A 13,850-nucleotide genomic window follows, 5' to 3' on the forward strand; every position below is an offset into this window, starting at 1 on the left:
TTAAAGACTGCCCACACTCAGGGGAACCCAATCACCACTGGTCGTCAATCCTAAAAACATCGACTCTTGCGATCTAATAGTTTTGCCAGTAAGAGCGCAGGACTCATTTCTCTGAGCTGTAGCCGTAACGCTGGCGCGGATCTGTTCAGGTGAGATCCTTTTCTGCATGGGTGCAATTTGTTTATTATCAATATAATCCCAAAGAACGCCTCGGATGAGAGCCTGATAACCTTGTCCTCCCGCCAGCTCTTTGAGCTTTTCCTTTAGCTCTCGCTCTAGGCGAATGCTAGTAACTTCCATGTCTGTGGTCGCAGGCATTTGGTGTAGTGTCTGCATATTTTTTTCTCCTAGTTAGTTTACAAAGTGGGGAATCCATGTTTATACTACAAGTGTAGTATGACTTTCTCAATAATTCAAAGTACATTTCCATGAAGCCCTATTCGCCCATCAGTCAGCATCAGATCGGATATCCCCAAGTTGGGCATTGCGCCAATGCTTTGGTCATATCTGGATTTGCCACGACCATTTTGGGTGAGGATAGGATGGAAATCGGCGACGATATTTTTGGCGATCACGACAATTTAGAACCTTGCGAACGTTCGGCAAAACAAGGCAGCTCACTGAGAGAATTTCTCGCCAGCTCCAGCAGATTTACCAGCTCCAGCCGAGTCATTAATGCAATTCATCCAGAGACATACCCAAGCGGGAGGTACAGAAATATTGCTGTACCAACATAACGAGTAGATGCTCAAGTCTTTCGCCCCCGCTTTCACCCCTAGGAAAGCGGGGGCATTTTTTTACCTGTGAGGAGAAGCCAATGAAGCCCATCAGCCAATACGAACCAGAAGTATTAAGGCAATCGGTAGTTGTATTTTCGCAGAACTACCTGCCAGTCGGTCAGATCGATATCAAGCGGGCGATCGCTTTGTTAATCACTGGTCGTGCCGAACCCCTTGACATGCTCAGCCAACAAACTTGGCAAATCATTTCACCGCAATTGGTTCTCCAAGTGCCAGAACATATTCGCCTGACCTTGACTAAATCGGAAAGATTTTGGCGAGTCCCACCCGTGGCTCGTAGAGAGGTTTTGCGCCGTGACAACCACACTTGCCAATACTGCGGCAGCAACAAAAAACTGACGATCGATCATGTAATCCCTCGCGCCAAGGGTGGACTGAATACTTGGGAAAACGTGGTTATTGCCTGCGAAAGTTGCAATCATCGCAAGGGAAACCGCACTCCTCAAGAAGCCAATATGCCTCTGCGTATTAAGCCCAAAGCGCCCATGCATCCCACCGTCGCTTTTGCAGAAAAATTCTGGCGATCGCAACAAGAAAACAACAGTGGATAGCGATCCCCATAGCAATTTTCAAATAGCAATTTTCAAGTTGTCCATGTCAACTTGAAAATTGCCTCCTATTTAGAGCGGTATATTCTGGAGAGTCAATCCCAATGTTGAAACTCACTTACACTGAAGCTGGATTGCATTTAGAGAGATTGGATGTCTCTTTAGAGACGTTTGTCACAAATCGAACATTGCTCAGTCTGCGATCGGGCTTGTCCATCCATATCGAGTCCAGTCGGGCGGCCTTTCTTCTTACCGCCGATGTCGTTGACCTTCTATTCTTAAAATCGGTGATGGCAGATCACCTTGCTAGCAAGATTAGCGTAGATAGAGTTGACGATCGCTATGTTGAAGTCTGCTTTAGCGGCACTTGGATTTCTAGCGATCTCTCGGCGGAAGAAGGAACTCTAGTGACAGCCTTAGGCGATCGCGTGGAGTTCTACTTACATAAGCTCTGGAAACTCAGCGAGTCTTCGCTAACGTTCGCTAACTTCTAGAAAGGAAGCGCAAAGCGCTTCCTTTCTAATCAACAGACTAATAAATAATTTATACCAAAGCACAAAATGGCTACGCCATTTTGTGCTTTGAAAACCCTTACTGGGTTTGGTTTTTAATTCACAAAAGTGTTGTCGCACTTTCGTAAATTGGTATTAAGTAGCTAAGCATAAGTAAACTTAAAACCTAGAAGAGCGTACCGCCTGCGAAGCAGGCGGTACGCTTATTATTTAAAGTCAGTTCGGGTTAAGCTGAAAAATTCTCAAAGCCCAAACGTAAAAGCCTTGCTAAGCAAGGCTTTTACGTTTGGGCTTTGAGAAAGGGTTTGCTACGCAAACCCTTTCTCAAAGTTCGTTGCCAATTATCCTGAGCTCACGTTATTTCTTGAGAAGGAAGTAGTTGGATTAGAAACTGCGGAAATTAGCGAATACGATAAGTCACAGCAATTTCGCGGTATAGCTCAACTTCAGACAAAGCGTCAGGATTGTAGGGTAGAGCGCGACGGGGAAAAATTGAGGCAGTGATATCTGGGTCTTGGCTACAGGCAGTCCAGAAACGACCTAAGAATGGTAGTTCGGCGATCGATGGCACATCAGCAAGATTTACTCCCATTGATTTCGCCAGCGCATTAGCTCGCAATTTAGCATCTTTCACGGCTGCTAGATATGCTGCTGTTTCCACGGTTTCACAATTATTTACTGTATATTGCACATATACATTTTCAAGTTGGATCTTATTGCGCTCAGTCTTTTGTGGAACTGCACTGTTTACTGATTTGACAATCCGAGCTACTTGCTCTTTAGTAGGCTTTGCAATTTCGATCTCGATCATTGCATTGCGTCCTTTGAGGGGCTCGATAGTCACTTTAATTTTGTCATTGGGAATACCAGTAGCTTTAAGGCTTTTGAGGATATCGTTCAGAGCAGATTCCGTAATTGGCTCTGGCTCTGGCTCTTCTTTATGCGGTTTTTGGGGATCTCGCTCGTAATTTTCCTTTGTGTAATTGGACAAGGCTACAGCAATACGCGCTAAGTCTGCTGGAACTGAAGCATGACCCTGTCCCACAACTGCAATTATTTGTTGATCGTTGGCTGGTGGATAGAATAGCTGTGCGACGGTTGAACTTTTATTAGAAACGGTGCTTGGTGCAGCGATAGACTGAGAAGGGAGGATCGCTCCAATTGAAATTACTCCAATTGCAACCAGAAGTTTTAGTTTGGATTGTCTAATCACAGTTAATTTCCTAGAGCTTTTAGCCACTGTCTAAAATTACTTGCTATTTTTATTGTCTCACTTTGTTGAGACTTAAGTTGTTTGCGAAAAGTCGAAGCCTCTTACAATTCATTTAGGATTGCTATATCTCCATTGCTTTTCTACTAAGTAGCTAGGCATAATTAAAAACCAAAACCAGAGAGCATACCGCCCGCTGCGCGGGCGGTATGCTCTTCTGGGTTTTAAGTTTACTTATGCCTAGCTACTTAGTATGGAAAAAGAACGATAGATATTTGCTACTAAAAATCCAAGATATGAATAGCGCCGCTATTCATATCTTGGATTTTATGTCTTAAGCAGCACTTGCATTGCTACAGAAAAACATCAACGAAAAGCATCAATCTTGATATCGGAGAAGCGCAATAATTTAACGAAAATTTGATTGGTGCTGGCGATCGCATTATGATATTTACGTTAGAAGTTATGACTGAGCAAGAGTTTGATGACTGCCAAAGAAATACATAGCGAATCTGAGAATATTCCCAACAGTAAGGACTGGTCGTGGAAATTTTGGCAGGTCGTGCCGCTGTATCCCTACGGAAGAAGGCGTACTCTTCGCCAAGAAATAGTCAAAGATTCGATCTGGACCTTCGATCAGATACAGGGGATTTTTTATGTAGTCGTGCCGATTCGTATGACGGTGGTAAAGCTAGAAACGGGAGGATTATTAGTATATGCACCCGTTGCTCCCACACCCGAATGCATTCGCCTCGTTAACGAACTGGTAACCAATCATGGCGATGTCAAATACATCATTTTGCCAACGGTTTCAGGAATCGAGCATAAGGTTTTTGTTGGTCCCTTTGCCCGCTATTTTCCTCAGGCTCAGGTTTACGTATCACCGCATCAATGGAGTTTTCCGCTAAACCTGCCCCTAAGTTGGCTGGGGTTACCGAGAAACCGCACCTCAATTTTGCCAGAAGATATTACGCAGAGTCCCTTTGCCAAGCAATTTGATTATGCAGTCCTCGGTTCGATTAACTTGGGATTAGGGAAATTTGCGGAGGTTGCTTTGTTTGATAAGCGATCGCAGACTTTAATGCTCACCGACACAATTGTATCGATTCCCGAACAACCTCCCGAAATCCTCCAACTCGATCCCTATCCATTGCTATTCCATGCGCGTGATAATGCAGCTGAATCCATCACCGATACACCCATCAATCGGATGCGGGGGTGGCAACGTACGGCTCTATTCCTATTCTACTTTCGTCCGCAGGTGTTAGAAACGGTATCCTTTTGGCAATCATTGCTGGATATTACCAAAGCGCCAGAGCGATCGCGACAAGCTTTGTTTGGACTGTTTCCTTTTCGATGGCGAGAAAATTGGCGGCAAGCTTTTGAGAAGCTGCGCGGGAATGGACGTATTTTTGTTGCCCCAATTTTGCAAACCCTCATTCTCAATCGCGATCCCCAAGCCGTAATTGACTGGGCCGATAAGGTGGCTAGCTGGAATTTTGTCAGGATTGTTCCCTGTCATTTTGATAATGCGATCGCCGCTACGCCACACGAGTTTCGCCAAGCCTTTAGTTTTTTGGAAAAGAATCCCCAATATGCAGTTTCTGCGAGCTTGCCTGAAGAGGATTTTGCGGTTCTACAGCAAATCAATAATATCTTGCAGGGCAATCGCATTATTATCGGAGCCAAGGATAAGATCTAAAAAACTAACATCAATGCTAACCAATGCCCCGTAAAATTAAAGCAAGCCTAAAGGTATGGGCATTTTCAGTGTTTTCAGATAATTTTTAGATAATTTGTAGCTTGTAAGTTTAATGAGCATAAAAGTCGTTTCCACCTCTCCATTTTCCGATCAGAAGCCCGGTACTTCTGGACTCCGAAAAAAAGTTACCGTTTTTCAAACAGCTAATTATCTCGAAAATTTCGTTCAATCAATATTTGATAGCCTTGAAGGATTTCAAGGACAAACTCTTGTAGTTGGCGGCGATGGACGCTATTACAACCGCCATGCGATCCAAGTAATCCTTAAAATGGCAGCAGCTAATGGTTTTGGCAAGATTCTCGTCGGACGTGGTGGTATTTTATCGACACCTGCGGCCTCCTGTGTGATCCGTAAGTACAGTGCTTTTGGTGGCATCATTCTCTCCGCAAGCCATAATCCCGCAGGTAAAGATGGTGATTTTGGCATTAAGTACAACACTAGCAACGGGGGACCCGCTCCTGAGAAAATCACCGATGCCATTTACAACATCAGCAAAACCATTGCTGAGTACAAAATTTTAGAAGCTGACGATCTCGATCTGGATCGCATTGGTGAAACCCAACTCGGTAGCACCACGATCGCCGTTATCGATTCCGTTGCCGATTATGCCGAACTCATGGGCGAGCTATTTGATTTCGATCGCATTAAGTTATTACTCGCCTCCCCCACATTCCGCATGTGCTTTGATGGAATGCACGCGGTCACTGGTCCCTACGCGCAAGAAATTCTCGTCAATCGCTTAGGTGCACCCGCCAGTTCTCTACAAAGTTGCATTCCCCTTGAAGACTTTGGTGATGGACATCCCGATCCCAATCTCGTCTATGCCCATGATTTAGTCGAAGTTCTCTATGGCGAAGATGCTCCTGATTTTGGTGCGGCTTCCGATGGCGATGGCGATCGCAATATGATCCTCGGACGTAAATTCTTTGTCACTCCTAGCGATAGCTTGGCGATCCTCGCCGCCAATGCCCATCATGTTCCCGCGTATAAAGGCGGTTTGGCCGGCCTTGCCCGTTCGATGCCCACCAGTCAAGCGCCCGATCGGGTTGCCGCACGTTTAGGCATCGAATGCTACGAAACACCCACAGGCTGGAAATTTTTTGGGAACTTACTAGATGCGGGTAAAGCAACCCTTTGCGGCGAGGAAAGCTTCGGCACGGGTTCCAATCACGTACGCGAAAAGGACGGACTTTGGGCCGTGCTCTTTTGGTTAAATGTGTTGGCAGCCCGCCAGCAATCTGTAGAAGCGATCGTTAAGGAACATTGGCAACTCTATGGACGGAACTTCTATTCTCGTCATGATTATGAGGGGGTCGATAGCGATCGCGCTAATACCCTGATTGACAATCTCCGCCACCAGTTTACCGATTTACCCAGCCAAAAATTTGGTAATTATGAAGTCGCTTTCTGCGATGACTTCAGCTATACCGATCCCGTCGATGGCAGTATCAGCAGTAAGCAGGGAATTCGGATCGGATTTACCGATGGTTCTCGCATTGTATTTCGTCTGTCGGGGACGGGGACTCAAGGCGCAACCCTTCGCCTCTATGTCGAGAGCTACGAACCAAATATTGCTAAACATTCCCTCGATACCCAAGAAGCGCTGAAGGAGTTGATTGAGATCGCTGATCAAATTGCCCAGATCAAGAACTTAACTGGACGCGATCGCCCCACGGTCATTACCTAAAAGATAAGTGGCGGCGCTTTGCGCCGCCACTTATCGATATTGCTGCTATAGGGAGCGAAAATCCTTGGGACTATTGCAGTTAAATAACATCGATACGGGTGGACTGGCAATCTCGATTACTTCTTGATCTCTCAACCATTGTTGAAACGATCGCCCACCTGCGGCGATAAACTGTCGGAGCGAATCTTGGCTTTCCCGCCGATAGAAGCCACATAGGGGTTCCCATTGTTTGCGACCATTCTCATCGGCATAGCGAGGTAGATAGGCGATCGCATTGGGGGGCAAATGTTCTAATTGATTCGCCCAGATCTGGAGAATATCCCCCTGAAGTCGCGGCAGATCGCAGGCAAGCAATAAATACCAATCTACAGGAACGGCGATCGCTTCTGTCCCTTGCCAAAAGCCAACTAGGGCTCCGTCCAATTGGCGATCTAGTACCACTGATAATTGGGGCAAATCTGTGGCGATCGCTTTTTGGTATTGCTCCCGACTCCTTGCCACGACATAACCTGAGTGGGCTACCTGTAAAGCGATGCGACAGGTTCTGAACAAGAGAGTTTCGCCATCAACTTCTAATAGAGCTTTATCCCTCCCCATCCTCAAACTTTTCCCACCCGCGAGGACGATCGCCACGATATTCATAGAGTTAATGTGGATAATTCATGGAGTCAGATGCGATAAACTGAAGAATTTCTTGGGCCGTAATTTCAGGACGTTCGAGATGGGGAACATGTCCGCTGCGATCGATCCAAACGAGTTTATTGTGGGGAAGGATTGATTGGAATTTTGCGGCATCTTTTGTGCCAAGAATGCGATCGCGATCGCCCCAGAGAATGAGAGTCTCCTGTTTTAAGAACCGTAACTGCTCAGCAAAGGAACCATAGCCACCACTTTTGGTAAAGGAGATCAGCGATTCGCTCCATCGAGGCATGGCGAGGTGTAAGGATGCACAAACTTCCGCATCGGTGGTGACCAAACTAGGATCGACATAGGCTTTGAGGCTTACTTCACGGCGAACTTTGGGACTGCGTAGAAAATCCGTTGCCATCCGATCCAATGGTGGCACTAGAAATTTACCTGCCAGCGAACCTTTACGCATTCCCGCACTACCAATGAGAATCAATTTCTTCACAACTTCAGGATAGGTCAGGGTGAAGTCAATTGCCGCCGCTCCTCCCATCGATGCCCCCACGAGAATGATCGGTTTCGCGATCATGGTTTTCCAAAAATAATAGAGATGATCTTTGATCGCTTCAGGGCTAACTTGAGTATCGGCAAGACGTTCTGTTAGCCCAAACCCAAATAAATCCATCGCCCAAGTTTGATGACTATGGGCAAGCTTGGGGAGCAGTCTGCGAAATTCAAGGAGGGAGCTATCAAACCCATGCAACAGTAAAATTGGCGGCTCTTGATCGGGACTGTGAGCATTTTTGACTCGATCCGCACAAACATAACTAGTTAAAATTATTTCACTGGTAAATGAGCTTGATACTAAGCAAAACTGGATTTTATCGACCAGAGATATCGAAGCAGTTTCGGTAAGTCGCGATCGCAGGTTACTAATTTCAGGTGGTAAATTTGACATTAATTCTCTAATTAGAAAGCTTCATCATTATGGATTGGTCTAATTCCATCTATTCCATCTATTCTATAGCTATAGCAACTTAAGTCAGGACATAAGCCCAATAGAGAGTTGCGGCGCTTCGCGCCGCAACTCTCTATTGGGCTTATGTTTTTCCTAACATTTGTGAATTAAAAACTAAACCCAGAATCAAAGCCTGTAGCTAACGCGCAGCGTGAGCTACAGGCCTTGGGGCTTTATATTTAATTGCGCCTAGCTACTTATTTCATTACTTGTTGATAGGGGAAGACTTACATCTAGCTTATTTAATTTATGGAGTTGCATTTTTACAAGGGTGGCTGCGGTAATCGTGGCATAGAGAGGAGAGAAGCCAAGAAAGAATAACAAAATCCCATACAAAGTGCCTTGACCCCGAAAAATTGGGATAATCGCGATCGGGAGAAATGCAATCAACACAAAGTTCACCACGATCCATAGTAATGATCGACTCTTTAGAAACTGAACGTGAGATGGGCTACGAAACCGACCGTTCCACAGTACAAGCCATTGCAATATTCCGAGAATAATTCCTGCTAATACCACCCACAGAGAATTAGCCGCCAATATCGGAATGCGATCAAAGATATTACTTTCGACAAAGCCTCCATCAGCATTGATCGCAAACCCAAATTGGGCTGTATAGGCTAAGCTCGTGGCGGCGAAAGCAATCCAAGTCCAACTAAAGGTACTCGCCAAAATCCACCAAGCGGGAGACTTGAGGAACCGCCGCAAAACAACATATTGCATTAATCCTACAAAGGTACTTTCAGCAATTGCACCACATACGATACCCGTGGCTACAGAACAGTTGAGACTACCAAAACCCGTATGACAAATACCCCTCTGGATGAGATGAACGCTTAAAAAATGCACGCCCGCCAAACAAGCAGCGATTCCAAACATACTGCCCATGAGAGTACCTACTAAGGTAGTAAGTACCCACCGCCACCATAGACCTACAGCAGATAAAGCGCGTTGTGTTTGCATTGTGTGTTTGAATAAATCGCTCGAACTCGAAGAGCGCGATCGCCTAATAATTTTCTAGATTAGCTCTTCAGTGACGATCCTACGTAAAATCTCCGCCACTGTAGTAGCCATTCTCGCATCAATTTCTAACGACTCGCGCACGGGATCTTGAAGATTGAGGACAGCCCGTAAAGTCATGTTTACCGAACGGAGTTTTGGCAAAGGTAGATCGTGGGACTGAGCAAGCCGATCGACAAACTGGATACTGGCGGTATAGGTAAGCTCCGTTTGCCTGCGTTGATCGCTATAGCCAAATCCCATTTTCGAGAACACTACTGGTTCGCCGATGAAATAGGTCAATCCTAGGGCGGCGATCGCCGCATCGACATATCTTGCCGTGTCCTGCCCCATGGCATTAATCAGGGTACTTAAGCTATGCCATTGCGCCGCAGGTAATCGATTGGTTGGCGGAATATGCCGATGCCACGCGATCTGAGAAACGATACGGGTCAAGTCATAGGCAGATATTAAGTTGTCTCCACGATGGGGATCTTTGACTCCACTCAGTACCACCTGCCCTGAAGTATCACGCAGCGTGGGTTGATCGATATAGGGGACTTCGCCATAACGTCCTTGAAAGGAGAGTTTTTTGTTGCCAGTAATTTGGATCAGCCAATTTTGTAAGGTGATCGGATTCGTAAACTGCTTAAACATAGCCGCTAAGGCATTGGAGGTAATGCCATTGGACTCATCGTAATTACAAATGCGCTGGGCTAGTTCTGCGTAGGTACGTGGGGTGATTTTCCCCTGTACATCAGCGATCGCACAGTTGGCGATCGCTTGATTGGGTTGGGCTTGATTGGCTGCACAAAGGGTATAGAGCAAAGGCAAGATTTTGGTGGAACTCCAAAACTGAACATTCGCTAGGGGATTTAGTCCGATCCAGCGCGTTAACATTTGTCCGTTAACGATACTACCGATACAAATGCAGGCTTGCTGAATGCTGCTATGGAGAAACTCTAAACCAATATTTTCAATGTTGGGAACTTGATCGAGCGCGGGATAGGGGCGAAACCGAACGCGCACCTGCGACTTTGCCAGCATAGCGACTTCACCATAGGAAACCACGTTTACGCCATCGGGTAAACTGGCAAGGCGATCAGGATAAAGCGCAATATCTTTGAGTAGCGGCGATGGGGCAAAGCTGCGATTTGGCAGGCTTCTTTTCGAGCCAGCTACACAACCGTTCACCCCCCGATCGAGAAATCCTAATAAATTTGAGTCTACCTGCCCCATGTTGACACAAATATTTTGGGAGTTGATAAACTTTTGCCAGAGGCGATCGCCATTACCCATGATTTCGAGTAAATATCTGACCACCGCAGGCATCTGGAGGAGGTTATTGGTAATCGCTTGCGAATTGGCATCCAAAATCGTATCGATGCTCAGGGCATTGGCAAACTGCACAAAGGCTGCCTCGGACAACTTGCCATAGATGCCATCAATTTCACCATCGTATAGACCCAATTGCTGCAAATATGTCTGTGCTTTGGTCAATTCCTCAAATGAAAGCTTTACCTCAGTCCCTGCCATTGAATCCCTCTAAATAAAAAGCCTTGAATTTAAGCACTATGAAATAAGAACTACCAATATTCTATCGACAAGCATGGCGATCGCTATGTATAGCAGCGTAAGTTTTGCTTAATGCCAAAGATGAGTGGCGGCGCGAAGCACCGCCACTCATCTTTATTTGAGCCTTAGCTGGGCGGTAGTTTGCCAAAATTGCCCATACCTAAATACAACTCAGCAACTTCAGGATCGCTCAATAAATCCGTCCCTTTGCCTGTAAATTCATCCTTACCCAAATGCATGACATAGCCGCGATCGGCGATCGCTAGAGCCTTGCGAGCATTTTGTTCCACTAAAATAATCGATGTTCCCGACTGATTAATAGTTTGAATTAAATTAAAAATATCCTGTACCAAAATCGGTGATAGAGCCGCTGAAGGTTCATCTAGGATCAATAATTTGGGCTCTAGCATCAGGGCTCTCCCCATCGCGAGCATTTGTCGTTCTCCACCCGAAAGGGTTCCAGCCCTCTGGGTGCGGCGTTTCGCTAGTACGGGAAAAGTCTCGTAAATTTTATCTTTTAACTCCTTAATATTGCCATTGCGCGTGTAAGCCCCCATATCCAAATTGTCGGAGATGCTCAAGGATGGAAACACATTGGCAATTTGGGGAACATAGCTAATCCCGTAGCGCACGATTTGTTCGGGTTTAAGCCCAATCAACGAGCGATCGCCAAATAATATTTCCCCCGATCGCACTGGCACTAGACCAAATATGGTTTTGGCTAAGGTCGATTTCCCTGCCCCATTGGAGCCGATCACGGTCACGAGTTCACCTGTATAGACCGATAAATTCGCCCCTTGCAAAATATCTACGCCATCCACATATCCCGCCACAATATTTCTGGCTTCGAGTATGGGTTTTCCTGAAATTTGGCGATCGATGGGTTCGGTAGATTGACTGGGATTCATAGGGGGGATGGAATAGGCTCTAAGCTTAATTTTAGGCTACATTAAGCTTAATCTACATTGCGGAAATAACTACGCGAAAGCCAATGTCGTTGTAGCGATCGCCTTGCCAATGCCACTCACGGCTTGCGGAGCGGCATAATTTTGCCTCGTTGCTCCACGATCCCCCCTTGCGTACCCTGCGTCCAACATTGCCTTCTATCCAAGCCTTGCCATCCGCTGGTGCGCCATAAAAATTATCGTGCCAAGTATCGTGCCAAGTATCTTCACACCATTCCCATACACCCCCATGCATTTCGTATAGCCCCCAAGGATTAGGTACTTTCTGTCCGATTGGATGCGATCGCTTGTCAGCATTAGCGGCAAACCAAGCATAATCTGAAAGTTGAGTGGAATCATCACCAAAGTGGTAAGCCGTATTTGTGCCAGCCCGACAGGCATATTCCCATTCTGATTCGCTGGGCAGGCGATAGAGATGCTGGGTTTTTGTTGCCAATCTGCGGCAAAACTCCTGAGCATCCAACCATGAAATGCTTTCCATTGGTGCTTGTAAATTGTCGCGAAACGTAGCGATATTGTTGCCCATAATCTCTAGCCATTGTTCTTGGGTAACCGCAAATTTTGCCATATAAAAGGAAGGAACCTTAACTTCGATCAGCGGCGATTCATTCTCGCGGCGATCTTTTTCATTGGTGGGCGAACCAATGGTGAATTTGCCTGCGGGAATGCGTACCATTTCCATATAAATTCCATTTCCCAAATCATCACGAAATGCTTTATCACCTCTCTTAATCGGATCGATGGGAGGTTCGATAATCGGAGCCGATATCACGGTGACGATCGGCTTGGGTTTGGGTTTGAGGTTCTCTAGAAATTGCGCCAAACTAAATCCTGCGATCGCTGCACTAGCATTGACCAATAATTGCCGCCGATTGAGCGGTACTCGCGTTAGGGATTGTGCCAAAGATTGGGCAATCAGTAACACTTTCAGCGTAGAAACTTCGGAATCTGTTTGAGGCTTTTCCCTGCGCTCATCATCATTAGCCCGATCTCGAATATCTAGATACTCGGTGCGAAATTCGGCAATGTAGGCATAGCCCTCTAAATATTCCCGTACCAAACAGTAGTAGCCATCCTCATCAAAAAAAGCCTGCACTTTGGGCGCTAGGGTATAGTTTTGCCCTATTTCATAGAGCCTTTTAGCGATCGCTGCGGGCGCACAACTATCCTCTTCCATATCCTCTTGTAAAACTTGCCAGCAATAGATCGCACATAGAGGCTTGGGAACGATCGGCATTTCTAAATTTTCGGCAAGATACAATGACAAAGCGATCGCATCAATTTGCTCGCGATCCAGAACTTGCCTAATACGGTAACGATTACTGAGAATGCTATCTAAATCCATAGGGAAATTGTATAGCACCCCCCAAGATGGTTACATTTTTCTCCCCAATTTACAGCGCAAATCAAAATAATTGGCGGCGCGGTGCGCCGCCAATTATTTTGATTTGCTCAAATGCCCTGTTCCTTGCTCAGACGATGCCCAATATGGATCAGAAGTTCTTTAGTGGTACTTACATCTCGATCATCACCAATAACCACTACCAAAAATTTTCCTGTAGCGATCGCTGTCTCATATTTACGCGCTTCCGTCTCCGCAATTCCCAAAGAAGTTAAAACCTGTGGCAATCCACCATCCGTTTCAATATCTTGCCAGTTTAACGATCCGTAACCATGATCGGCATCGTGATAATTTTTTCCCAGTACTGAGATTTTGTCCCTGCTGATGCCAGCATCGTGAATTTCCTTTACCGCACTTTCTGCTTCCGTATGGGTGGTGAAAATGTCTACTATCGTGAACTTCTCAATTACAGGCAGATCCTGAGCCATATCCCCCAGTTTATCAACATACATTGGGGGTTCGACCGCGTAGTTATTAATCAAACCTTCCGTATCAACTGTGTAGCCATCAGCGGTGTGAAGACTGTCAGCCTCTTCGGAATTATGGGGGGTATGTTTATAGTTCGCACCTTCTCTCTCTTTCCTCGCTCTGGTTTCGGCAGGAACGATATGAGGATCGAAAGAATCAGTAGTTGTGTCGCCATTTGTGTCGCCATTTGTGTCGCCTTGAACTTTAATACTCATGATGTTCTCCTTATTAAATCAATCTTGAAGTTAGGATCGGGGATATAAGAAACCATTTAAGA

The 13,850-nt window shown here is 45.9% G+C and carries 14 protein-coding genes; 5 read left to right on the plus strand and 9 right to left on the minus strand.

Annotation, left to right across the window (positions count from 1 at the left end; translation table 11 throughout):
- Positions 1 to 336 carry a hypothetical protein gene (locus PseudUWO310_RS09630; protein ID WP_142600490.1) on the minus strand — a complete coding sequence of 112 codons (336 nt, stop codon included), beginning with the start codon at positions 334 to 336 and terminating at the stop codon, positions 1 to 3.
- A gap of 92 nt (positions 337 to 428) precedes the next feature.
- On the opposite strand from PseudUWO310_RS09630, the gene PseudUWO310_RS09635 reads away from it, so the two are divergent.
- The 3 genes from PseudUWO310_RS09635 (at position 429) to PseudUWO310_RS22840 (ending at position 1,842) form a co-directional block, all read left to right on the plus strand.
- Complete coding sequence (locus PseudUWO310_RS09635; RefSeq protein WP_142600492.1) at positions 429 to 737, plus strand: hypothetical protein; 309 nt, start codon at positions 429 to 431, stop codon at positions 735 to 737.
- 80 nt (positions 738 to 817) lie between these two features.
- The gene (locus tag PseudUWO310_RS09640) at positions 818 to 1,351 is read left to right on the plus strand and encodes an HNH endonuclease (protein ID WP_142600494.1); all 534 of its coding nucleotides are present in this window, start codon (positions 818 to 820) and stop codon (positions 1,349 to 1,351) included.
- A 101-nt stretch (positions 1,352 to 1,452) separates the two neighbouring features.
- Complete coding sequence (locus tag PseudUWO310_RS22840) at positions 1,453 to 1,842, plus strand: alr0857 family protein (protein ID WP_055077805.1); 390 nt, start codon at positions 1,453 to 1,455, stop codon at positions 1,840 to 1,842.
- Positions 1,843 to 2,260: 418 nt separating this feature from the next.
- Here PseudUWO310_RS22840 and PseudUWO310_RS09650 read toward each other — a convergent pair whose 3' ends face one another.
- Positions 2,261 to 3,073 (minus strand): SIMPL domain-containing protein, encoded by an 813-nt coding sequence (locus tag PseudUWO310_RS09650; protein WP_190315967.1) that lies wholly within the window; start codon positions 3,071 to 3,073, stop codon positions 2,261 to 2,263.
- 481 nt (positions 3,074 to 3,554) lie between these two features.
- Between PseudUWO310_RS09650 and PseudUWO310_RS09655 the strand changes: the two genes are divergently transcribed.
- Positions 3,555 to 4,772: a DUF4336 domain-containing protein gene (locus PseudUWO310_RS09655; protein ID WP_142600500.1), complete on the plus strand. Its 1,218-nt coding sequence runs from the start codon at positions 3,555 to 3,557 to the stop codon at positions 4,770 to 4,772.
- 112 nt (positions 4,773 to 4,884) lie between these two features.
- On the plus strand, positions 4,885 to 6,519 hold the full coding sequence (locus PseudUWO310_RS09660; protein ID WP_142600503.1) for an alpha-D-glucose phosphate-specific phosphoglucomutase: 1,635 nt from the start codon (positions 4,885 to 4,887) through the stop codon (positions 6,517 to 6,519).
- A 45-nt stretch (positions 6,520 to 6,564) separates the two neighbouring features.
- Here the strand turns inward: PseudUWO310_RS09660 and PseudUWO310_RS09665 are convergent, their stop codons facing one another.
- The 7 genes from PseudUWO310_RS09665 to PseudUWO310_RS22845 form a co-directional block, all read right to left on the minus strand.
- Positions 6,565 to 7,161 (minus strand): molybdenum cofactor guanylyltransferase, encoded by a 597-nt coding sequence (locus PseudUWO310_RS09665; protein WP_142600505.1) that lies wholly within the window; start codon positions 7,159 to 7,161, stop codon positions 6,565 to 6,567.
- Positions 7,162 to 7,165: 4 nt separating this feature from the next.
- On the minus strand, positions 7,166 to 8,104 hold the full coding sequence (locus PseudUWO310_RS09670; protein ID WP_142600508.1) for an alpha/beta fold hydrolase: 939 nt from the start codon (positions 8,102 to 8,104) through the stop codon (positions 7,166 to 7,168).
- A gap of 249 nt (positions 8,105 to 8,353) precedes the next feature.
- A complete protein-coding gene (locus tag PseudUWO310_RS09675; protein ID WP_142600510.1) occupies positions 8,354 to 9,127 on the minus strand; it encodes a hypothetical protein in 774 nt (257 codons plus the stop codon).
- 54 nt (positions 9,128 to 9,181) lie between these two features.
- Positions 9,182 to 10,699 carry a peptidoglycan-binding domain-containing protein gene (locus tag PseudUWO310_RS09680; protein WP_142600512.1) on the minus strand — a complete coding sequence of 506 codons (1,518 nt, stop codon included), beginning with the start codon at positions 10,697 to 10,699 and terminating at the stop codon, positions 9,182 to 9,184.
- A 164-nt stretch (positions 10,700 to 10,863) separates the two neighbouring features.
- Positions 10,864 to 11,646, minus strand: coding sequence for an ABC transporter ATP-binding protein (locus tag PseudUWO310_RS09685; RefSeq protein ID WP_142600514.1), 783 nt, complete (start codon positions 11,644 to 11,646; stop codon positions 10,864 to 10,866).
- 52 nt (positions 11,647 to 11,698) lie between these two features.
- The gene (locus PseudUWO310_RS09690; RefSeq protein ID WP_142600517.1) at positions 11,699 to 13,048 is read right to left on the minus strand and encodes a formylglycine-generating enzyme family protein; all 1,350 of its coding nucleotides are present in this window, start codon (positions 13,046 to 13,048) and stop codon (positions 11,699 to 11,701) included.
- Between the two features lie 107 nt (positions 13,049 to 13,155).
- A complete protein-coding gene (locus PseudUWO310_RS22845) occupies positions 13,156 to 13,788 on the minus strand; it encodes a general stress protein (RefSeq protein WP_190315968.1) in 633 nt (210 codons plus the stop codon).
- Between the last annotated feature and the right edge of the window lie 62 nt (positions 13,789 to 13,850).

The organism is Pseudanabaena sp. UWO310, assembly GCF_006861605.1.
Classification (GTDB): domain Bacteria; phylum Cyanobacteriota; class Cyanobacteriia; order Pseudanabaenales; family Pseudanabaenaceae; genus Pseudanabaena.